The sequence below is a fragment of the Rhizobium sp. NPDC090275 genome, from assembly GCF_044772225.1.
In the GTDB taxonomy this organism is placed as follows: Bacteria; Pseudomonadota; Alphaproteobacteria; order Rhizobiales; family Rhizobiaceae; genus Rhizobium.
This window is the reverse complement of sequence record NZ_JBIVYL010000003.1, coordinates 12,411-33,265: the sequence shown is the minus strand read 5'-3', so window position 1 is coordinate 33,265 and position 20,855 is coordinate 12,411. Positions and strand designations below refer to the sequence as shown.

Genomic DNA, 20,855 nt, shown 5'->3' with positions numbered 1-20,855 from the left:
GGGATCGGCCGCTTCCGCGCACAAGTGTGCCGTGATTGTCACAAAACCTGAAAAAAGCCTGATTAATCAGAATTCTTCGCGTATTGAGGAGACGCGGTGTCGCTGATCGAAAGCCTATCGCAACGATTTCAAGCTACGGTGTCTCATTCGCATAAAACGTGGGGAACGCAACGGCCCGTCGGGTCGTCCGCAAATCGGGGTCGGCTGTGACAATCTATCTGCCCATCGCAGAATTGTCGGTGAACATTTTCATCATCCTCGGCATGGGTGCGGCCGTCGGCTTCCTGTCCGGCATGTTCGGCGTTGGCGGCGGCTTTCTCATCACGCCGCTTCTCATCTTCTACAACATCCCGCCCGTCGTCGCCGTCGCCACCGGCGCAAACCAGGTGGTGGCCTCGTCGATCTCGGGCGCGCTGACCCACTTCAGGCGCGGGACGCTGGATGTGAAGCTCGGTTCGGTGCTTTTGGCGGGTGGTCTCGCGGGTGCCACCGTCGGCATCTGGGTGTTTTCGCTGCTGCGCCGGCTCGGTCAGCTCGATCTGATCATCTCCTTGATGTACGTGCTCTTTCTCGGCACGGTCGGCGGGCTGATGCTGCTTGAAAGCGTCAACGCGATGCGGCGCGCATCGAAGAACATTCCGGCAGCGCCACGCCGGCCGGGACATCATCACTGGGTTCACCGCCTGCCGCTGAAGATGCGGTTCAAGAAATCGAAGATCTTCCTTAGCGTCATCCCGATCGTGGCACTCGGCTTCGGCATCGGCATCCTGACCTCGGTCATGGGCGTCGGCGGCGGCTTCATCATGGTGCCGGCGATGATCTATCTGCTGCGCATTCCGACCAACGTCGTCGTGGGGACGTCGCTGTTCCAGATCATCTTCGTCACCGCCTATACGACGGTCGTGCAGGCCGCGACCAACTTCTCGGTCGATATCGTGCTGGCCTTCATCCTGATGATCGCGGGCGTGATCGGCGCGCAATATGGCGTTCGCGTCGGGCAGAAGCTGCGCGGCGAACAGCTGCGTGCGCTGCTTGGCCTGCTCGTTCTCGCCGTCGGTCTTCGCCTTGCCGTGGCGCTCGTCGTCACGCCGAGCGATATCTATTCGGTCGTGATGGGTGCCAACTGATGCGTCACCTGCTCAGGACCCTGCTCGTCTCCCTCATGCTGCTGCCGACGACGGCCGGCGCGCAGACGCTGCTGCCCGGCCAGGCGCCGCAGCCGGTTGCCGAGGGACTGGAGATCGGCACTTCGACCAGCGAGATCGCCATCACCTCCGACTTTCACGGCGCGGATCTGACGATCTTCGGGGCCGTGACCAACACCGACAGCCTGCTGCTCGCGATCGGCCAATATGACGTGGTCGTGGTGCTGGAAGGCCCGCGTGACAATGCCACGGTGCGCAAGAAGGAGCGGGTGTTCGGGATCTGGGTCAACACGCATTCGATGACCTTCGAGACTGTGCCGCATTCCTATTCGATGTCGAGTTCGCGCATGCTCGACGACGTGACGACGCCGCTCGATCTCACCGATCGCGGCATCGGCATCGATCATATTCCGCTGACGCCGATGGGCTTTCTGGGCAATGCCAGCAATGTCGGCGAGTTCCGCGACGCCTATCGCCGGCTGCAGGAGCGCAGCGGCCTTTATGTCCGCGATCCGAGCGGCGTGCGCTTCGTCAGCTCCAACCTGTTCAAGGCCAGCCTGCGGCTGCCGGCCAACATCCCGAACGGCGTGCACACGGTTCGCGCCTATCTGTTCAAGAGTGGCAAGTTCGTCACCGAGAAATCCGCCCCCTTGCGGGTGATCAAGACCGGCATCGAGCAGACGATCACCGATGCGGCACACGAGCAGCCGATCATCTACGGCCTGTTTGCCGTGTTCCTGGCCGTCGTGACCGGCTGGGGCGCCAGCGTGGTGTTCCGCAAGGAGTGATCGATCGCCGTTTCGGCTGGATGGGCCTGCCCCGGTCTCGCCACGAGATGATCACGGCATCGTCATTGTCTAAAAACCGACCATTAACGTTTACCAGTTAGTAATCTCTCCGACGTCGAGAGGTTTAGTCATGCGTATCCGTACTCTCCTTGCCGTCGTGGTGCTGGCTGTTCTTGCTGGCTGCGCGACTGCTCCCAAACAGACCCGGAACATCTGCGCGGTGTTCGACCAGCGCGACGGGATCTTCACCAGCTGGCAGCGCTCGGCGGAGAAGGCCGAGAAGAAATACGGCGTGCCGGTGCCGATCCTGATGGCGACGATGTATACGGAATCGGGCTTCCAGCCGAATGCGCGGCCGCCCCGCACCAAGCTGTTCGGCTTCATACCGTGGAAGCGGCAGTCGACTGCCTACGGCTATTCGCAGGCGCTTAACGGCACCTGGGATCACTACCAATCGGCTACCGGAAACTGGAGCGCGAGCCGCACCAACTTTTCCGACGCGATCGACTTTATCGGCTGGTATCACTGGCAGAACAGCCAGACGACGGGCATCCAGCTCAACGACGCCTACAGCCTCTACCTCGCCTATTATTCCGGTCCGAAGGGATATATGCGCGGCGACTGGCGCTCGAATGCGCAGCTGCAAAAGACCGCGCAGCGTTTCGCGGGCATGGCTGCGACCTATCAGCAGCAGTTGCAGGGCGGCTGCAGCTGATTTGAACGAAAACGGGCCGGCGGTATCGCCGCCAGCCCGGTCTAAGTGTTCGTGATGAGATCAGGCGGCCTTGGCCGGCTTGTCGATCGGGTGCTGGGCGCGGAAGCCGACGGCCAGGCGGTTCCAGACATTGATGGCACCGATCGCAACCGTGATGTTCATCATTTCGGCTTCGCTGAAATGCGCCTTGAGCGCTTCATAATCGGCATCGGGTGCGCCCGTCTGGGCAACCTTGGTGACGGCATCGACCCAGCCGAGCAGTGCGCGTTCGCGTTCGTCATAGACGGGCGATTCATGCCAGACGCACATGAGGTTGATCCACTGCTCGCTCAGGCCGTCGTGGCGGGCTTCCTTTACGTGCATGTCGACGCAATAGGCGCAGCCGTTGATCTGCGATGCGCGCAGCTTGATCAAGTGGATGAAGCGGCGTTCGAGGCCGGACTTCTGGACGTAGTCCTCAAGCGCGAGCACAGCCTTGTAGGCATCTGGTGCGGCCTTGGCGAAATTGAAACGCGGTTGCATGGCACTTTCTCCTTTGATGGCTCAGCGAGCCGTTCGACGTTCATGCAGTTCCAGGAACGCGCAGCTTCTGGCTGCGATCGTCCCGTCGTCGATCTCCGCCAGTTCGGCGCCGAGATCGGCAATGGTGGTCTTGGCAAGCTCGGCGCGATAGACGCGCTCGGCCTTCAGCATCGCCGCCGAGATGTTGCACGGCTTGGCGAAGAAACGATCCGGCGCCGGGTTCGGCCCGCGCTGGCGGATCTCGTTGCAGCGAAAAGCAGGCGCCGGGCCTTCGACGGCAAGCACGATGTCGAGCAGCGTGACCTTCTCCGCCGGCCTTGCGAGGCGATAGCCACCCTTGGGGCCGGGCACGGTGTGAAGGATGCCAGCGCCTGACAACGCCTGCAGATGCTTCAGGAGATAGCTCGTCGAGACCCCGTGAAACTCCGCGAGTGCGGCCGCCGAAAGTACCCCGCCCTCGGAAAGACCCGAAAGCATTGCCACGCTGTGAATGGCCTGTTCGACACCGTCTCCGAGTTTCATGTGACCAGCTCCTCAATTCATGGATAAAATATATCCATGATTATGCTGCCTGTCAATCTTCTTTCCGAGGCGCCACGATTGCGTCCGGGGCGGTAGACTTTCGGCTTATTCAGCAAAGGCTTGTGAAGCGATTGGGATCAGCTAAGGTTGCAGTGTCAAAACACTCCAAAAGGGAACATCAATGAAAAAGACGATCTTGCTGACCGCCGCGGCACTTCTCGCCACGGCGCATCTGGCCTCCGCCGAAGACACCATCCGGATCGCCACCGAGGGCGCCTATCCTCCCTTCAACTACGTGGAATCGGACGGCAGCCTGAAGGGGCTCGATGTCGATATGGCCAAGGCGCTCTGCGAGGAAATGAAGGCCAAGTGCACGATCGTCGCCCAGGATTGGGACGGTATCATTCCCGGTCTACTCGCCAAGAAATACGACGCGATCATCGCCTCGATGAGCATCACCGAGGAGCGCAAGCAGCAGATCGACTTCACCAACAAATACTACACGACGCCGCTCGCCGTCGCCGTGCCCAAGGACAGCCCGATCAAGGGCGTTACGGTCGAGGACATGAAGGGCAAGGTCGTCGGCGCGCAGGCATCGACGACGCAGGCAAACTACACCAGCGACGTCTACGCCAAAGGCGGCGCCGAGGCGAAGCTCTATCCGACGCAGGACGAGGCGGTGGCCGACCTGCAGAACGGCCGCACCGACGCGCTGGTCTCCGACAAGTTCGTGGTCGTCGACTGGCTGAACAAGGCCGGCAAGGATTGCTGCAAGCTGCTCGGCGACGTGCCCGGAACAGAGACGCAAGCCGGCATCGGCATCCGCAAGGGCGAGACGGAACTGAAGGAGCGCTTCAACAAGGCGATCGACGCGCTTGTTGCTAACGGCACCTACCAGAAGATCACCAAGCAGTATTTCCCCTTCGATATCTATTGATCACCCGATAATAGGATCGGCCGGTTGATGCACGCCAGCCATGGCGCAAAGTCAGCCGGCCAATCCGCCGACGCCTTGCCGCTTCGCCCCATGCCGAAGCCGTGGCCGCCATTTTCCAGCTGGTGCAACTCCACCGGCACGCCGGCCTTCAGGCAGGCCTGCTGCAGGATAACGGTGTTTTCAGGATTGGAGATCGGATCGTCCTTTGCCTGCACCAGAAACATGGGCGGGCAGCGGGCTCTGACATGATCCTCGACCGACCATTCGGCGCTAAGGGCCGCGCTCGGATGTCTGCCGACCAGCATGCGGCGGGTCCAGGTGTTGTCGTAGGGCGGCTTCAGCGTGATGACGGGATAGATGAGCGCCGCGAAATCCGGTCGCGCCGATTGCTTGTCCGCGGCATCGACCTCTCGATAGGAAGCGAATGCGGAGCGGGTCGCCGCAAGGCCGAGCAGGTGACCGCCGGCCGAAAAGCCCAGCACGCCGAGATGGCCGGGATCGATACCGAAATGCGCGGCATTGGCCCGGATCAGCAGGATCGCGCGCTGCGCGTCCTGCAACGGCGCCAGCGGGCCGGCCGCCCAACCCTCTCCGGGCAAACGATAGGACAGTACGAAGGCGGTGATGCCGTGACTGTTCAGCCAGCGCGCCGCCGGCCTCGCCTCGTTGCGCATCGAGATCCGCCGGTATCCGCCACCGCCGGCGATCAGCACGGCAATGCCGTTGGGTTTTGCCGGGGCATAAACCGCGATATCGGGCATGGCGATGTTGCTGATCGCGCCTCTGGCATTTTCGACGATCGCGCCGGATGGGCCGCCTCCACCCGGCGGCTCGTCTGGCCACAGCGGCAGGATTTCGCTCGGCGCATCCGCCGGGTTGCCGGCGGCCCGGGCCCTGCCCGGCAGCAACATGTTCGGCATCACGGTTGCGGCGCTCAGGGCGGTCAGCAAAGATCGGCGCGTCAACATCTGTCGTTCCATCGATTTGCGTTGCTGATTGCAAGGCGCACCAGCAATGCGGCGGAATTACCGGCCGCATCGACGATCGGCTAACACGACGCCTTCTCATCGGCGCGGTTTGAACTACATTCAGGCGGTGGACCAGATCGATAGCGAGCGCCTGATATCCCTGCCTGCCCCCTTTACCCGCTGGTTCGCGGAGAAGGGCTGGCAGCCGCGCAGGCATCAGCTGGAGCTTCTGGCGCGCGCCGAGGCCGGCGAAAGCACGCTCTTGATCGCGCCGACCGGGGCCGGCAAGACGCTCGCCGGCTTTCTGCCATCGCTCACCGATCTCACCCGTCGCGGCAAGATACCGCCCGGATCGGCCTTTACCGGCATCCACACGCTCTACGTGTCTCCGCTGAAGGCGCTGGCGGTCGATATCGAGCGTAATCTGATGAAGCCGGTGCAGGAAATGGGGCTTCCCGTTACCGTCGAGAACCGCACCGGCGACACGCCGGTTTCCAAACGACAGCGCCAGAAGCTCAGCCCGCCCGACATCCTCTTGACGACGCCGGAGCAGGTGGCGCTTTTGCTTGCCAATGGCGAGGCCGAGCGCTTCTTCAAGGATTTGAGATACATCATCTTCGACGAACTGCATTCGCTGGTCACCTCGAAGCGCGGCCACATGCTGTCGCTGGGGCTGGCGCGGCTCAGGCGGCTTGCGCCGAAGCTGCAGACGATCGGCCTTTCGGCCACTGTCGCCGAGCCGCTGGAGCTGCAGAAGTGGCTGGTGGCGCAGCCGGAAGGTGGCGAGCGGCATGCCGGGATCGTCACGGTGGAAGGTGGGGCCAAGCCCGATATCTCGATCCTGTCCACGGAAGAGCGCATTCCCTGGTCCGGCCACTCCGCGAAATACGCGATCCCCGATGTCTACAAGCAACTGCTCGAGCACCAGACGACGCTGCTCTTCGTCAACACCCGCAGCCAGGCGGAGATGCTGTTTCAGGAGCTCTGGACCGCCAACGACGACAATCTGCCGATTGCGCTGCATCACGGCTCGCTCGACGTCGGCCAGCGGCGCAAGGTGGAGGCGGCGATGGCGGCGAACCGGCTGCGCGCCGTGGTCGCCACCTCGACACTCGACCTCGGCATCGACTGGGGCGATGTCGATCTGGTCATCCATGTCGGCGCGCCGAAGGGCGCCTCGCGACTGGCGCAGCGTATCGGCCGCGCCAACCACCGGATGGACGAGCCCTCCAAGGCGATCCTCGTTCCCGCCAACCGCTTCGAGGTGATGGAGTGCCAGGCAGCACTCGACGCCAACTATATCGGCGCGCAGGACACGCCGCCGGTCGGGCGCGGCGCGCTCGACGTGCTCGCCCAGCATGTTCTCGGCATGGCCTGCGCCGAGCCATTCGACATGCTGGAGCTCTATGACGAGATCATCAGCGCATCGCCCTATGCCGACCTTAGCTGGGAGACCTTCGAGCGGATCGTCGATTTCGTCGCCACTGGTGGCTATGCGTTGCGCACCTATGAGCGTTATGCCCGCATCCGCAAGACCAGGGAAGGCCGCTGGCGTGTCTCCAATCCGCAGGTGGCGCAGCAGTACCGCCTGAACCTCGGCACCATCGTCGAGAGCCCGATGCTGAACCTGAAGATGGTGAAGCGCGGCGAAGGCGGCCGCATCGGGCGCGGCGGGGCGACGCTCGGCAAGATGGAGGAGTATTTCTTCGAGCAGCTTTCGCCTGGCGACACCTTCATCTTCTCCGGCAAGGTGCTGCGCTTCGAGGGTATCCGCGAGAACGAGGCGCTGGCAAGCCAGGCCTATTCCAACGATCCGAAGATACCATCTTATGCCGGCGGCAAGTTTCCGCTCTCCACCTATCTCGCCGACCAGGTGCGCTTGATGCTCGATGATCCCGACCGCTGGCACCGGCTGCCGGACCAGGTGCGCGACTGGCTGGCGATCCAGAAAGAGAAATCGATCCTGCCGAAACGCGACGAGCTGCTGATCGAGACCTTCCCGCGCGGCAGCCGCTGCTACATGGTGGCCTACCCGTTCGAGGGGCGGCTGGCGCATCAGACGCTCGGCATGCTTTTGACCCGCCGGCTGGAGCGCGCTGGCGCCAAGCCGCTCGGATTCGTCGCCACCGATTATTCGCTCGGCATCTGGGGGCTGGAGGACATGGGGCGGATGATATCAAACGGTAGGCTCAGCCTATCCGACCTCTTCGACGAGGACATGCTGGGCGACGATCTCGAAAGCTGGCTCGACGAATCCTTTCTTTTGAAGCGCACCTTCCGCAATTGCGCCGTGATTGCAGGCTTGATCGAGCGCCGGCACCCGGGCAAGGAAAAGAGCGGCCGGCAGGTGACGGTGTCCGCCGATCTGATCTACGACGTGCTCCGAACCCACGAGCCCGACCACATCCTGCTGCAGGCGACGCGACAGGATGCGGCGACCGGGCTTTTGGACATCGGCCGTCTTGGCGATATGCTGAAGCGAATCAAGGGGCACATTACCCACCGCCCGCTGGAGCACATCTCGCCGCTCGCCGTGCCTGTGATGCTGGAGATCGGCAAGGAGCATGTGCATGGCGAGGCGCAGGATGTTCTGCTGGCGGAAGCCGCGGACGATCTGATTGCCGAGGCTTTGGAGTAAAGTCCCCTCCCCAACCCCTCCCAACAAGGGGGCGGGACTTACCCGCCGTACCGCCGAGGTCATGATCATGGCAGAGCGTCGCCACAAGTTTTCTCCCCCTCGTGGGGGAGATGCCCGGCAGGGCAGAGAGGGCCTTCTGGCCATCCTCCCCGCCTAGATACTGGAAAGAAACGAACGTGATGAACCGGCTGGCGCTGGCGCGGGAATTGAACGGGATTGCGGCGATGCCGGGCGTGGAAACGTCCGTGCATGGCGTCGCTGCCGTGTGCGATCCGCTGGGCGGGCTTTATCTGCCGGACACCGGCGTTCTCGTCGTCTCCGACCTGCATCTCGAAAAAGGTGCGGCCTTTGCCCGACGCGGCATGATGCTGCCGCCTTACGATACGCTGGCAACGCTGACGGTGCTGTCCGCCGTCATCACCCGCTACGATCCGAAGCTGGTGATCTCGCTCGGCGACAATTTTCACGACCGGATCGGCTCGGCGCATATGCCGGAGACATTCCGCACGTTGATTTCGGACATGGCGCGCGGGCGCGAGTGGATCTGGATCAACGGCAATCATGACCCTGACGGCACTGTCGATCTCCCCGGTGCCTGTGCCGATGAGTTGACTTACGGCGGCCTCACCTTCCGGCACGAACCGAAGGACGGGTTGCAGAGCGGCGAGATCGCCGGACACCTGCATCCTTCCGCCACCGTGCGCCGGCGCGAGAAATCCATCCGCCGACCGTGTTTTGCCACCGATGGCGCAAGGCTGCTGATGCCGGCTTTCGGGGTGATGAGCGGCGGGCTCGACCTGCGCCACAAGGCCATGAAGGGGCTGTTCGACCAGCCGTCGCTGATCGCGCACCTGCTCGGCCGCGACCGGATCTATTCGGTCCGGTTCGGCAATCTGCTTGGCTAGCGCTTAGAGCGCGACGTAGCGGTCGGCGCGGTGGTTGATCGTCAAGAAGAGATTGAGCACCACGGCGCCGAGCACGGAATAGAATACGACGGGCGGGGTGGTGACGAAGAAGGCCGCGGCCAGCACGCAGAGATCGACGGCCATCTGCACGAGGCCGGCGCGGATGCCGAAGCGCTCCTGCATGTAGATGCCGAGAATGCCGACGCCGCCGAGGCTCGCGCGGTGGCGATAAAGCGCCAGGAGGCCGAAGCCGAGCAGAAGACCGCCGAGAAGCGCTGCCCAGGCCGGATGGATCGTCGCGATGCTCATTACATTCGGCTGCAGGCTGGTCAGCAGCGAGGTCAGGCCGATGGCGATGAAGGTCTTGATGGTGAAGGACACACCGAGGCGCTTCCACGAGAGATAGAAGAACGGCAGGTTGAGCAGGAAGAATGCGAGGCCGAAATTGATGCCGAAGGCGTAGTGCACGAGGAAGGCGATGCCCGCCGTGCTGCCGGTGAGCAAGCCGGCGCTCGCCAGCACATAAAGGCCAAGGGCGGCGACGAGGCTGCCGGAGAAGATGCCCTGCACGTCCTCGACAGGGGTGTGGCGCGTGGCGCTCGTGTTCCAGAAGCCAAGGGCATTGATGAGCTGAGTCATGTCGCTAATCTCCAACGGCAGACGAGTTCAAGAACGCCCGGGCAGGCCCAGGCGGCAGGGGATGTGAATGATTGGTCGCCGGGCGGCATTCGCGCTCTTCGGCTTCTGAGCGGAATTATCAGGTTCATTCGCCACGTTTTCAAGCGAAATACGTAAGCAATGCTGACCTATTCAAACTTCGCAAGAATAGTTCCGTCAGGCGGTCTTGCGTGCAAGGAAAAGAATGCCGGGAATGATATTGGCGCCATCTTTGCGAATGGTGGTGCGGCCCATCGCGATCACTTGGAAGCCATGGCGGGCGCAGAGCGAGCGGATGTAGCTTTCGGAGTGGGCATAGCGCAGGGAATGGGCGAGCTGAACGCCCTCCTCGTCCTCGGTTTCCTCGACGGAAAAGCCGAAATCGGCACCTTCGGCACAAAGGGCCGCGACCGATGCAAAGGCGATCTCCAGGTTGCCGAGATAGATCAGAACATCGGCCGCCGTGACGAGATCGGCGCGATGCGCGCCGCCATCCGCAAACAGGCCGGACTCGTCTGCGGACAGCGACAGGTCGGCCTGGGCGAGATGGTCGTAGACCTGCTTTTCCTCAGCCTTCGCCAGCATGTTCTGCGAGAGATCGAAGCCTTCCAGCCGACCGGCCATGGCGCGGATTTCCGGTCCCATCAACCCTGTGCCGCAGCCGAGATCGGCGGCCAGCGCATAGTGCCGGCCGGTCGCGGCGATCATGCGGGCGAGCTTTGCCGGCACGTCGTAGCCGAGCTTGTCCACCAGCGAGGTCTCGAAGCGGGCGGCGTAATCGTCGAACAGGCGCTCGACATAGATGCTCGGCGGCTGATCGGGCACGGCGATGTCGCCGAGGAAGGCGAGCTTCAGCGTGGCTCCGAAGATATCGTCTTCGGTGAGCTCGCGGGTTCGCCGGTAGGCCTCGATCGCTCCGGCGACATTGCCTGATTTTTCGCGGTAGGTGGCGAGCCAGTACCAGCCGACCGCCCAATCCGGCACCAGCTCCAGCGCCTGCTCCATCAGCTCGGCGGCAGCATCCGGTTCGCCGCCCTTGTCCAGCATCCTGGCATAGTCGGCACGGCGGTCGGCGATGGCATCGCCTGATGTCTGGAGATGGGGCGGCATGATGGTGACCTGTTGCGCGGCCCGCATTTGGCGATGGCCACAAAAAAACTCAAGTCCTATTTCAGAGGCTGACGCGACAGCCCTGAAAAAGCTTGCGGGCAACGATTCGCGCCCGTATCTCAGGGGTGAACAGGAGATGATGCATGTCCGATCAGGTGAACAAGTTTCTGGGCGACTCGCTCGGCCGTACATTGATTAAGCTATTGGTGGTGTCGCTGATCGTCGGCTTCATCATGGCCGTCTTCGGGCTGGCACCGCTGGATTTCATCTACGGCATCCGCAATTTCATCCTCGAGGTCTGGCATCGCGGCTTCTCCGCGCTCGGCCGCGTCGGCGACTATCTGATGCTCGGCGCCACCATCGTCATTCCGATCTTCCTCATCATCCGTCTCTTCAGCTATCGCCGGTAACATGACCTCCATCGATCTTTCTCGGCGCAGCCTGCTGCGCTTTTCCGCGCTTGCTCTTGCAGCCGGCGTCGCCAGCTGCGCCACCGGGCCGAAAGAGCCCTCGACGCCCTCCAACGGCGAAGACCAGACAGCGGCATCGCTGCCGCTCGTCAACCAGCTGCGCGCCAAGAACGGCCTGCCGCCGCTAACGGTCGATCCCGCCGCGACGGCGGCCGCCCTCTTCCAGGCCAAGCGCATGGCAGCGGCCGGCAAGATGAAGCACGTGATGGGCATCGCCGACGGTTTTGGCCCGCGCGTGAAGGCGAGCGGCGTGCAACTGCCGGCGGCGGAAAACATTGCGACCGGGCAGCAGACGGTTCCCGCCGTCGTCACCGCATGGATCAACTCACCGCATCATCTGGAAAACATGCTCGGCCGCTACAGCGGGCTTGGCGTGGCGGTGGCCTATAATCCCGCTTCCCGCAACGTGCCCTATTGGGCCATGGTGCTTTCCAACTGAGGTGATTCCGCCTCTTTGCCGGGAGGCGGGTTTTGGACGCAGGCGTAAACAGCAGCGATAGCCGCAGCGGCCTCGCCTTTGAGGTCACGCACCGGATGGTGCTGTCGATCGCCATTCCGATGACGCTTGGCTTCATAACCACGCCGCTGCTCGGCCTTGTCGGCACCGGCGTCGTCGGCCATATGGGCGATCCCGATGCGCTTGCGGGCCTGGCGATAGGGGCAATGCTCTTCGATCTCATTCTCGGCAGCTTCAACTTCCTGCGCGCCTCGACCACGGGATTGACAGCCCAGGCTTATGGGCGGCGCGACCGGCATGCCGAACAGGGCGTGTTCTGGCGGGCGATCATTTCGGCATTCGGCTGCGGCGTGGCCCTGCTCTGTCTGTCACCGCTGCTTCTGGCAGCGGGTTTGACGCTGATGGGGCCTGACAACGCGGTAGCGCAGGCGACCAGCACCTATTTCTCCATCCGCATTCTCGCAGGGCCAGCAGCGCTCGCCAATTACGCGATCCTCGGCTTCGTGCTCGGGCGTGGACAGGGGAGCATCGGCCTGCTGCTGCAGACGATCATCAACGGCATCAACATCGTGCTGGCGATGGCGCTTGGCCTCTGGCTCGACTGGGGGATCGCAGGTGTTGCCTGGGCGACGACCGTCGGCGAGACCATCGGCGCGCTGGCCGGCCTGTTCATCGTGCTGAGGAGTTTCGACCGTTCCGACCGGCCGACGCGCGCAGATCTCTTTGCGCGGCACGCTCTGGCAGCGCTTTTCACGCTCAACCGCGACATACTGATCCGCACCTTCGTGCTGCTTGGCGCCTTCGCGCTGATGACGCGGATCGGCACCGGTTTCGGCGCCGTGACGCTAGCGGCAAACGCGGTGCTGATGAACTTCCTGATGCTGTCAGGCTTTTATCTGGATGGCCTGGCCAACGCCGCCGAGCAGATCACCGGCCGCGCCGTCGGGGCGCGCTACCGCCCGGCCTTCGATCGCGGCTTGAAACTGACGACGATCTGGTCGTTCGCACTTGCCGGCATCATCTCACTGTTTTTCTTCGTGGCCGGCGAGCGGCTGATCGCGGCGCTGACGACATCACCTGACGTGCGTGAGGCTGCAAACCTTTATCTGCCATGGGCGGCGATCACGGGGCTGACGGGTGCACTCGCCTTTCTGATGGACGGCGTCTTCATCGGCGCCACATGGTCGAGCGACATGCGCAACCGTATGCTGATGTCGTTCGTCGTCTATCTGGCGGCACTCGCGATCTTTGTGCCGTTCTTTGCCAACCACGGCCTGTGGCTGGCGATCAACCTGTTCCTGCTCTCGCGCGGCGTCTTCCTGGTGCTCAGGGTCAAACAGCGGGCCGATCAGACGTTCCGGCCGGCCCAGTAATCCACCTTGCTGTCACGCAGTTCGCGGATCGAGGCCACTTTCTCGCGATCCATCAGCTTCGACAGGCCACGAACGATATCTCCAGCAAGGCCAGGGCCTTCATAGACCATGCAGGAGTAGAGCTGCACGAGATCGGCGCCCGCCTTGATCTTCTCCAGCGCCGTTTCGGCCGAGGAGACACCGCCAGCGCCGATGATCGGCAGCTCGGGGCCGACGCGCTTGCGCATCTTGGCCAGCACAACGGTCGACTTTTCGAAGAGCGGCTTGCCGGAGAGGCCGCCCTGCTCTTTCGCCTGGCGCTGATCCTTCAGACCATCGCGCGACAGCGTGGTGTTGGAGACGATCAGGCCATCGAGCGCATGCGAGAGCGCTTCGGCGGCGATGTCGTCGATGCCTTCTTCCGTCAGATCCGGCGCGACCTTGAGGAAGACTGGGATCTTGCGGCCGGATTTTGCGGCTTCCTCGTCGCGCGCGGCAAGCACGGCCGACAGCAGCGCCGACAGGCTCTCGCGCGCCTGCAGATCGCGCAGGCCCGGCGTATTGGGCGAGGAGATGTTGGCGGTGAAATAGCCCGCCTGCGAATAGAAGCGGCGGATGCCCTTCACGTAGTCGTCGATGCGATCGGCGCTATCCTTGTTGGCGCCGATATTGACGCCAATAATGCCCTTGCCCCTGACGGACGACAGGCGCGCGAAGGCGGCGTCGTGGCCCTCATTGTTGAAGCCGAGGCGGTTGATCACCCCTTCGTCCTCGACAAGGCGAAAGATGCGCGGGCGCGGATTGCCGGATTGCGGCTTGGGCGTGACCGTGCCGATCTCGGTGAAGCCGAAGCCGATCTTCAGCAGCGCTTCCGGCACCTCGGCGTTCTTGTCGTAGCCGGCGGCCATGCCGATCGGATTGGCGAACTCAAGCCCGGCGACCGTCTGGCGCAGGCGCGGATCCGCGGGTGCGGCGCAGGCCGGCACGAGGCCTGATTTCAGCGCCGCGATCGACATGCCGTGCGCCGTTTCCGGATCGAAGAGGAAGAGACCCTTGCGGGCGGCGTGCTTGAAGAGATCGATCATGGCTGCAGGTCCGGAAAGATGTGTTTGCCTTCGGCATCAAGCGGCAATGGTTTTTCCCAGAGCACGGCCGAAAGCGGGAGGTCCGCATAGAGATGCGGGAAGAGATCGCCGCCGCGCGACGGTTCGAAAATCAGCTTGTCGCCAAGGACTGAACCATCGACGGCGACCAGCAGCAGGCCGGTCTGGCCGGCGAAGTGCAGGGCCGCTGTCTGCACCGCCTGGCTTGCCGTCGAGAAATGGATGAAGCCGTCTTTCAGATCGATGGCGGCGCCGCGGAAAACGCCGGCCGCCCGGGCGTCCTGCCAGAGCGTTTCCGTCACGATCTTGTAAAGCGTGGGTGTCAGGGTCATGATGGCCTCATGAATGGCTGGTCTTTCCCGGGCTTTGCCGCAGTTGAGCGGCGATGTCCACGCGCTCACCGCAAAAAATGCGGTGGCCATCGAGATTTCCGGAGGAAACCATGAAAAATATCACGCTCAGCCTCGCCGCCATCCTCATTCCGCTTGCCGCTTCCGCCGCGGAGCCGGATGCGAGCCGCTTCCAACTGGAGCGCAGCGGCGACCATTTCGTGCGGCTCGATCGCCAGACCGGGGCGATGTCGCTCTGCGAGGAGAAGGACGGGGCGCTCGTCTGCCGCATGGCCGCCGACGAACGCGCGGCTTACGAAAGCGAACTCGACCGGCTGTCGGACCGGGTGACCGCCCTGGAGAACAAGAGCGTCATCAACAAGGCGCTGCCATCGGACGCGGAGATCGACCGCTCGATCGGCATCATGGAGCGCTGGATGCGCAGCTTCATGGGGATCGTCAAGGAATTCCAGAGCGAGGACCAGGGCAACGCCCTTCCGCAAAAGACATGATTTGCTATAGTCTGCTTTAGCAGGAAGGCATGAACCGTGGAGGAAGGCGGTGCATGGACTTCATGATCGGGCTCTTGGGAGGGAGTTTTCGATGCATGAGCAGACAATCATTATTGCCGATGACCATCCGCTGTTTCGCGATGCGCTTCGTCAGGCCGTGACCGGGATGGAGGGACATCCCGATATCGTCGAGGCCGGCGATTTCGCCGCCGCGCGAAAGTCGGTCGGCGAGCATCCGGATGCCGATCTGATGCTTCTCGACCTCGCCATGCCCGGGGTGAGCGGTTTCTCCGGGCTGATGGCGTTGCGCTCGGAATTTGCGGGCCTGCCGATCGTCATCGTTTCGGCGTCCGACGATACAACGACGATCCGTCGCTCGCTAGAGCTCGGCGCCTCGGGCTTCATCTCGAAATCCGCCGGGATCGACGATATCCGCCACGGCATACAGACGGTGCTTGCGGGCGATATTGCAACGCCTGACAGCTATCGCGACGGGCAGGAACAGGATCCCGATGTGGCCGACATCATCCACCGGCTGCACACGCTGACGCCGCAGCAAAGCCGGGTGCTGACGATGCTGGCCGAAGGCCTGCTCAACAAGCAGATCGCCTATGAACTCGGCGTCTCCGAGGCGACGATCAAGGCGCATGTCTCGGCCATTCTCCTCAAGCTCAATGTCGACAGCCGCACCCAGGCGGTGATCCAGCTCGGCAAGATCAACATGGCGATGGTCGCCTGACGGGATAGAGGATTTTATTCCTCTTGTCTCTTTACTCCTGTTCGGCTTGCGGTTAATCTTTCAGCCGATTAAGGAGCGCCGTTGCGCGCACGGGATCAGGCGACATGCTGTCACACGAGCAGATCTGGGGAGCGCTCGACAGGCTTGCCGAACGGCACGACCTGACACCCTCGGGGCTTGCCCGCCGCGCCGGCCTCGACCCGACCTCGTTCAACAAATCCAAACGTCTTTCCGCCGATGGGCGCCTGCGCTGGCCATCGACGGAATCGATCGCCAAGGTGTTGGAGGCAACCCGATCCAGCATGGAGGAGTTTTTATCCTTCATGCGGCCGCAGGGCAGTTTCTCGACGCTGCCTGACGGTGCGTTTCCGCCGCAGGGGAGCTCCATTCCACTGCTCGGCTTCGCACAGGCGGGCGCTGGCGGCTTTTTCGATGATGGCGGCTTTCCGGCCGGACAGGGCTGGGATGTGGTGGAATTTCCGGCCGCACCGTCACAAAAGGCCGGTGTCTATGCGCTCGAGGTTCAGGGCGAAAGCATGATGCCGCTCTATCGCGATGGCGACGTTCTGATCGTCGAGCCGGGCGCGCAGGTGCGCCGCAACGACCGCGTCGTCGTGAAGACACGCGAGGGCGAGGTGATGGCCAAGGTGCTGATGCGTCAGAGCCCGCGCTCGATCGAACTCATGTCGCTCAATCCCGAACATCCCAACCGGACGATCGAACTCACCGACGTGGATTGGATCGCCCGGATCATCTGGGCCAGCCAGTAGGAAAATCTTCCATGAAGCCTGCGGCACTTGTGACAGCGACTGCGGGAATAGCGATCGTCATCGGCCTGATCGCCGCCGGCGAGCATCGGTTGAGCGGTGCTTCGGACGCGAGCGAGATCGCGGCATCTGCGCAAGGGGTGGCCGAGCAGCAAACGCCCTCGCCCGCGCAGCCGACGACGAACCCGGATGCCAGCATGATGGCCCGGCCGGTAGATGACGCCAGCCAATTCTACCCGGCCTCGGTCGACGGCAAACCATTGGAGCGCGAACAGGCGCCGGAGCCCGAGAAAAAGCCTGTCTTGGTGGCCGAGAAGGGTATCGACCTGCCGCGCCCGGTGGCCGAAAGCGCCGGCGTGCTCGGCTTCGGCGAAAGGCGGCTGCAATTGGCGGGGCTGACGCCGACGCCGGTCGACAAGAGCTGCGCCGGTGCCGGGGGCACGGTGTGGCCATGCGGGATGCTGGCGAAGACCAATTTCCGGCTTTTCCTGCGGCTTCGCACAGTCAACTGCGATCTCAGCGATGCCAACTGGAGCGGCACCGCGACGGCCAACTGCAAGATCGGCGCGCAGGATCTTTCCGAATGGCTGATCGAGAACGGCTGGGCAGAGGCCGAAGCGGGCTCGGCCTTCGCGGATGCCGGAGCCAAGGCCAAGCAAGATGGAAACGGCATCTACGGGCAGGATCCCCGCCAGGCCGGCGCAATCGAAACACCCGACCTGACGCAGCCTCAAGATATGAGCGATCCCTTGTAATGGGCGTGGCCAGTTCCTAAACTCTGCAGACATCGCAGAGGAACCATGCAGACATGAACAAGCCGCTTTCCGCCCACGACGCGTTGATCTACGTGATGGTCATGGCATCCGCCGTCGACAGCACGATGAATGATCGGGAGCTGGAACGTATCGGACAGTTGATCGGGTTCCTGCCGGTGTTTCGCGGCTTCGACGACGACAAGCTGATCTCGGTTGCCCGCGACTGCGCGGCACTTCTGTCCGGTCCCGAAGGGCTCGATGTCGTTCTCGAGACGGTCAAGGACACGCTATCGCCGAAGCTTTACGACACGGCCTATGCGCTGGCCGTCGAGGTCGCGTCGGCCGATCTTTCGGTGAAAGCGGAAGAGCTGCGACTGCTCAGCCTGCTGCGCGACCGGCTGGGTCTCGACAAGCTGACCTGCGCCGCGATCGAGCGCAGCGCTATTGCCCGTTTCCGCAAGGGTTAACCCGTCTAGTATAGTCCGTAGGGGAAGTAGCGCAGGTAGATTTCCTGCAGGCGGCCGCTGCGCGAGAGGGCGGCCAGCGCGTGGTCGAAGGCCGAGCGCAGGACTTCGTCCTTTTGCCGCAGCATGATCGTCATGCCCTCGCCCAGAAACTCTTCCGACATATAGGGACCGTCGAACAGGGCGCAGCATTTCTCCGATGCCTGCGACGACACCCAGAAGGAGAGTTGCAGCGAATCGGCGAAGACAGCGTCGACCTTGCCGTCCTTCAACGCTGCCAGCAGCGCTTCCTTGCTGTCGAACGGCACCGCCTTGACCTTGGGGAAATAGGCGGCGAGCATCGCGGCGTGCGCGGTTTCCTTGACGACGCCGACAGAGCGATCGGCAAGGCTTGCGGCATTCTCGCCCTTGATCGGCGCCTTCAGATTGCGGGCGAAACGGGCGGGCAGCATCAGATATGGGCGCGAGAAGGAGAACTGCCGGCGCAGTTCGCTGCCGACGGCCAGCCCCGCGATCACGGCATCGCCCTGCGAGGCGGCCAGGGCATCCTTGAGGTCGCCGAAGGGCAGGGCCTGGATCTGGCACTTGTCCGATATCTCCAGCTCGGCGCAGATTTCGCGGGCGAGATCGACATTGAAGCCCGAGAGCTTGCCGTTCTGATCCATGAAATTGAACGGCGGAAAATCGACCGAGGTCAGGAAACGCAGGCGCACGAGGCTCGTCAGATCGGGCTTGGCGAGGCGCTCGCGGCTGTCGAACAACAGCGGCAAGGAGGGCGCTGCCTGCTGCGCCGCAGCCGAAAGAGGTAGCCAAAATGCGGCCAGAAACAGCCATAGGCTGCAAAACCCCTTAGGATTGAGAGATGCCAGCTTAAATCGCACCATTATGATCTGCCCCGGGGACTGCACTGCCAATTCAACGACGGTGTATCAGAGTCATGCGTATCGGGGAATATGCGTCGGGCGGGATCAGCACCCGTAACACGACGCTTCAAGAGCGACCGAAACCTCCGCTCTCGCCGGCCGTGCCGGCGGGTGTTGTCAGTGATGCGCAACAGATCGAGATCGAAGCGCTGCTGAGGCTCGGCATCGGCAAGCCGACGATCGCGCGTGCAGCGACCATGGCCCGCCATAACGGCACGTCGATCGAGCGCGAACTGCTGGCCAACCGGTGGGTGGACGCCGAGAGCTATTATGCGGGTCTTGCCCGCACGCTTCGCCTGCCATTCCTCTTGCAACTCGATCCGGCCCTGATCCATGACGACCAAGCGCTCGACACGCAGCTGGCGGACACGCGATCCGTGCGGCTGAACTATGCAGACAAGGCGATGATCGCCATCATTCCCGAGGCCGGTCGCCTGCTGGCGCTGGCGCGGACGATCGAGGCGCGGCCGGGGCTTGCAGAGCGGATCATCGTCACCACGCCCACCGCGATGCGCGACGCCATCTGGCGTGTCGGCGCCAAGCGGCGGGTGAAGGAATGCATCGGGACGCTGTTCGAGGACAAGGGGCGGTTCAGCGCTCGCATCGTGCTGTCCGGCAAGCAGGGGTTCATTGCCGGCGCGGCACTCTGCGCGCTTATCTTCGCGGCGTTTTCCGAGCTGCCATTGATCGCGATCGTTCATCTCGCGCTGTCGCTGATCTACATGGCGGCGATCCTGCTCAGGGCCTGCGCGCTCCACCACCGTCGCGGCCCGCAGCCAACACCGCAGCCGACGGAGCGGCTGCCGGTCTATTCCGTGTTCGTCGCGCTCTACAAGGAGGCGGAGGTCGCCGGCCAGCTGGTGGCGGCGCTGAAGCAGCTCAACTGGCCGATCGCCAAGCTCGATATCAAGCTGATATGCGAGGCCGACGACCATGCGACGATCGCAGCGCTCGAAAAACAGGACCTCGGCCCACAGTTCGAAATCGTCGCGGTGCCGGTCTCCCATCCGCGAACGAAACCGAAGGCGCTGAACTATGCGCTGAGCGCCGCGCGCGGCGAGTTCCTCGTGATCTACGACGCCGAGGACAGGCCGCATCCGGACCAGCTGCGCGCGGCCTATGCGAGCTTTGTCGCCGGCCGCGATGACGTCGCCTGCCTGCAGGCGCCGCTGATCATCTCCAATGTCGGCAGCTCATGGATCAGCGCGGCTTTCGCGCTCGAATATGCGGCGCTGTTTCGGCTGCTGCTTCCGATGCTGGCAAAGCACCGGTTGCCGATGCCGCTCGGCGGCACGTCCAACCACCTGCGCGTCGCCGATCTCAAGGCGTGCGGCGGTTGGGACCCCTATAACGTAACGGAAGATGCCGATCTCGGCCTGCGGCTCTACAGGCTCGGCTACCGATGCGGCGTGATCGACTGCCCGACCTACGAGGATGCGCCGACCAAGCGCGACGTCTGGCTGAACCAGCGCACACGGTGGTTCAAGGGCTGGCTGCAGACATGGCTGGTGATGATGCGTGCGCCCGGCACGCTCGTGCGCGAGATGGGGATCTGGCCGTTCCTCGTTTTCCAGGTGCTTGTTGGCGGCATGCTCGTCGCCTCGCTGACGCATCCGTGGATGGTCATGCTGATCCTCACTACCGCGAGCTACATGATGCTCGGCTTCCCTGAAACCGCTACCCTTGATGCGTTGCTGTTTCTGATCGACGTCGCCAACATGCTGGGAAGCTATGTCATCCTGCTGGTGCTTGGCCGGCGCGCCATGCTGCGCGACGAGAAGCGCAAGGTCGGCTGGCGCTGGGTTGCCCTGCCCGTCTACTGGATGATGATATCGGGTGCCGCGTGGCGCGCGGTCTTCCAGCTGCATTTCAAGCCGTTCTTCTGGGACAAGACCCCGCACCTGCCGACTTCGCAACCGGTGCGCGCAGCCTCCATGCCTTTACAGTGAGCCAGTCCACTTAAATTCTGTGGACCCCTGGATGTGTTAGTTTCGTCTTAAGCAATATGGATTCTAGTCGCGTTAGACGACACCGGTTCCTGACCGAATGCATGATGCGCCTGTCGAGCCTTAGCGGG

Annotated in this window: 23 protein-coding genes; 15 read left to right on the top strand and 8 right to left on the bottom strand. The window is 63.1% G+C overall.

Features of this window, described 5'->3' with window-relative positions; all coding sequences use genetic code 11:
* Positions 1-206 precede the first annotated feature (206 nt).
* The 3 genes from ACIQUB_RS08045 to ACIQUB_RS08035 all read left to right on the top strand — a co-directional run bounded on the left by ACIQUB_RS08045 (position 207) and on the right by ACIQUB_RS08035 (position 2,648).
* The gene (locus ACIQUB_RS08045) at positions 207-1,127 is read left to right on the top strand and encodes a sulfite exporter TauE/SafE family protein (protein ID WP_018898341.1); all 921 of its coding nucleotides are present in this window, start codon (positions 207-209) and stop codon (positions 1,125-1,127) included.
* Positions 1,127-1,933, top strand: a complete 807-nt coding sequence (locus ACIQUB_RS08040; protein ID WP_113239573.1) for a TIGR02186 family protein — start codon at positions 1,127-1,129, stop codon at positions 1,931-1,933. Before ACIQUB_RS08045 ends, ACIQUB_RS08040 begins: the two co-directional genes overlap by 1 nt.
* Before the next feature lie 130 nt (positions 1,934-2,063).
* Positions 2,064-2,648: a transglycosylase SLT domain-containing protein gene (locus ACIQUB_RS08035; protein ID WP_113239574.1), complete on the top strand. Its 585-nt coding sequence runs from the start codon at positions 2,064-2,066 to the stop codon at positions 2,646-2,648.
* A gap of 60 nt (positions 2,649-2,708) precedes the next feature.
* On the opposite strand, the gene ACIQUB_RS08030 is transcribed toward ACIQUB_RS08035, so the two are convergent.
* A complete protein-coding gene (locus tag ACIQUB_RS08030) occupies positions 2,709-3,170 on the bottom strand; it encodes a carboxymuconolactone decarboxylase family protein (protein WP_018898338.1) in 462 nt (153 codons plus the stop codon).
* Between the two features lie 21 nt (positions 3,171-3,191).
* Positions 3,192-3,692 carry an Rrf2 family transcriptional regulator gene (locus ACIQUB_RS08025; protein WP_113239575.1) on the bottom strand — a complete coding sequence of 167 codons (501 nt, stop codon included), beginning with the start codon at positions 3,690-3,692 and terminating at the stop codon, positions 3,192-3,194.
* A 181-nt stretch (positions 3,693-3,873) separates the two neighbouring features.
* Between ACIQUB_RS08025 and ACIQUB_RS08020 the strand changes: the two genes are divergently transcribed.
* Positions 3,874-4,629 (top strand): ABC transporter substrate-binding protein, encoded by a 756-nt coding sequence (locus tag ACIQUB_RS08020; protein ID WP_113239576.1) that lies wholly within the window; start codon positions 3,874-3,876, stop codon positions 4,627-4,629.
* Here the strand turns inward: ACIQUB_RS08020 and ACIQUB_RS08015 are convergent.
* Positions 4,623-5,597, bottom strand: coding sequence for an alpha/beta hydrolase (locus ACIQUB_RS08015; protein ID WP_402929157.1), 975 nt, complete (start codon positions 5,595-5,597; stop codon positions 4,623-4,625). The two genes, ACIQUB_RS08020 and ACIQUB_RS08015, sit on opposite strands and share 7 nt — an antisense overlap.
* Positions 5,598-5,724: 127 nt before the next feature.
* Here ACIQUB_RS08015 and ACIQUB_RS08010 point away from each other — a divergent pair, with 127 nt between their 5' ends.
* Both ACIQUB_RS08010 and pdeM read left to right on the top strand, forming a co-directional pair.
* On the top strand, positions 5,725-8,235 hold the full coding sequence (locus tag ACIQUB_RS08010; protein ID WP_402929452.1) for a ligase-associated DNA damage response DEXH box helicase: 2,511 nt from the start codon (positions 5,725-5,727) through the stop codon (positions 8,233-8,235).
* A 179-nt stretch (positions 8,236-8,414) separates the two neighbouring features.
* Positions 8,415-9,140, top strand: a complete 726-nt coding sequence (pdeM, locus tag ACIQUB_RS08005) for a ligase-associated DNA damage response endonuclease PdeM (protein WP_111561657.1) — start codon at positions 8,415-8,417, stop codon at positions 9,138-9,140.
* A 3-nt stretch (positions 9,141-9,143) separates the two neighbouring features.
* On the opposite strand, the gene ACIQUB_RS08000 is transcribed toward pdeM, so the two are convergent.
* Both ACIQUB_RS08000 and ACIQUB_RS07995 read right to left on the bottom strand, forming a co-directional pair.
* Positions 9,144-9,779 (bottom strand): YitT family protein, encoded by a 636-nt coding sequence (locus ACIQUB_RS08000; RefSeq protein ID WP_018898332.1) that lies wholly within the window; start codon positions 9,777-9,779, stop codon positions 9,144-9,146.
* A 195-nt stretch (positions 9,780-9,974) separates the two neighbouring features.
* Complete coding sequence (locus ACIQUB_RS07995) at positions 9,975-10,907, bottom strand: methyltransferase (RefSeq protein WP_113239147.1); 933 nt, start codon at positions 10,905-10,907, stop codon at positions 9,975-9,977.
* 143 nt (positions 10,908-11,050) lie between these two features.
* On the opposite strand from ACIQUB_RS07995, the gene ACIQUB_RS07990 reads away from it, so the two are divergent.
* From ACIQUB_RS07990 to ACIQUB_RS07980, 3 genes are all read left to right on the top strand, one after another.
* Complete coding sequence (locus tag ACIQUB_RS07990; protein ID WP_018898330.1) at positions 11,051-11,317, top strand: DUF6460 domain-containing protein; 267 nt, start codon at positions 11,051-11,053, stop codon at positions 11,315-11,317.
* 1 nt (position 11,318) lies between these two features.
* Positions 11,319-11,816 (top strand): CAP domain-containing protein, encoded by a 498-nt coding sequence (locus tag ACIQUB_RS07985; RefSeq protein WP_047507248.1) that lies wholly within the window; start codon positions 11,319-11,321, stop codon positions 11,814-11,816.
* 95 nt (positions 11,817-11,911) lie between these two features.
* Entirely contained in the window at positions 11,912-13,207 is a 1,296-nt protein-coding gene (locus ACIQUB_RS07980; protein ID WP_113239146.1) for an MATE family efflux transporter, read from the top strand.
* Here the strand turns inward: ACIQUB_RS07980 and ACIQUB_RS07975 are convergent.
* Both ACIQUB_RS07975 and ACIQUB_RS07970 read right to left on the bottom strand, forming a co-directional pair.
* Positions 13,183-14,271, bottom strand: coding sequence for a quinone-dependent dihydroorotate dehydrogenase (locus ACIQUB_RS07975; protein ID WP_113239141.1), 1,089 nt, complete (start codon positions 14,269-14,271; stop codon positions 13,183-13,185). The two genes, ACIQUB_RS07980 and ACIQUB_RS07975, sit on opposite strands and share 25 nt — an antisense overlap.
* The gene (locus ACIQUB_RS07970; RefSeq protein ID WP_402929154.1) at positions 14,268-14,621 is read right to left on the bottom strand and encodes a DUF952 domain-containing protein; all 354 of its coding nucleotides are present in this window, start codon (positions 14,619-14,621) and stop codon (positions 14,268-14,270) included. Before ACIQUB_RS07970 ends, ACIQUB_RS07975 begins: the two co-directional genes overlap by 4 nt.
* Before the next feature lie 110 nt (positions 14,622-14,731).
* Here ACIQUB_RS07970 and ACIQUB_RS07965 point away from each other — a divergent pair, with 110 nt between their 5' ends.
* From ACIQUB_RS07965 to ACIQUB_RS07945, 5 genes are all read left to right on the top strand, one after another.
* The gene (locus ACIQUB_RS07965) at positions 14,732-15,130 is read left to right on the top strand and encodes a hypothetical protein (protein WP_402929153.1); all 399 of its coding nucleotides are present in this window, start codon (positions 14,732-14,734) and stop codon (positions 15,128-15,130) included.
* A gap of 91 nt (positions 15,131-15,221) precedes the next feature.
* The gene (locus ACIQUB_RS07960; RefSeq protein WP_113239139.1) at positions 15,222-15,869 is read left to right on the top strand and encodes a response regulator transcription factor; all 648 of its coding nucleotides are present in this window, start codon (positions 15,222-15,224) and stop codon (positions 15,867-15,869) included.
* Positions 15,870-15,973: 104 nt separating this feature from the next.
* Positions 15,974-16,639 (top strand): helix-turn-helix transcriptional regulator, encoded by a 666-nt coding sequence (locus tag ACIQUB_RS07955; RefSeq protein ID WP_018898323.1) that lies wholly within the window; start codon positions 15,974-15,976, stop codon positions 16,637-16,639.
* Positions 16,640-16,650: 11 nt separating this feature from the next.
* Positions 16,651-17,391, top strand: a complete 741-nt coding sequence (locus tag ACIQUB_RS07950; RefSeq protein ID WP_113239138.1) for a thermonuclease family protein — start codon at positions 16,651-16,653, stop codon at positions 17,389-17,391.
* 53 nt (positions 17,392-17,444) lie between these two features.
* Entirely contained in the window at positions 17,445-17,858 is a 414-nt protein-coding gene (locus ACIQUB_RS07945) for a tellurite resistance TerB family protein (protein WP_047507238.1), read from the top strand.
* Positions 17,859-17,863: 5 nt separating this feature from the next.
* Here ACIQUB_RS07945 and ACIQUB_RS07940 read toward each other — a convergent pair whose 3' ends face one another.
* On the bottom strand, positions 17,864-18,739 hold the full coding sequence (locus tag ACIQUB_RS07940) for a transporter substrate-binding domain-containing protein (RefSeq protein WP_047507236.1): 876 nt from the start codon (positions 18,737-18,739) through the stop codon (positions 17,864-17,866).
* 53 nt (positions 18,740-18,792) lie between these two features.
* Here ACIQUB_RS07940 and ACIQUB_RS07935 point away from each other — a divergent pair, with 53 nt between their 5' ends.
* Positions 18,793-20,727, top strand: coding sequence for a glycosyltransferase family 2 protein (locus tag ACIQUB_RS07935; protein ID WP_402929151.1), 1,935 nt, complete (start codon positions 18,793-18,795; stop codon positions 20,725-20,727).
* Positions 20,728-20,855: the final 128 nt, after the last annotated feature.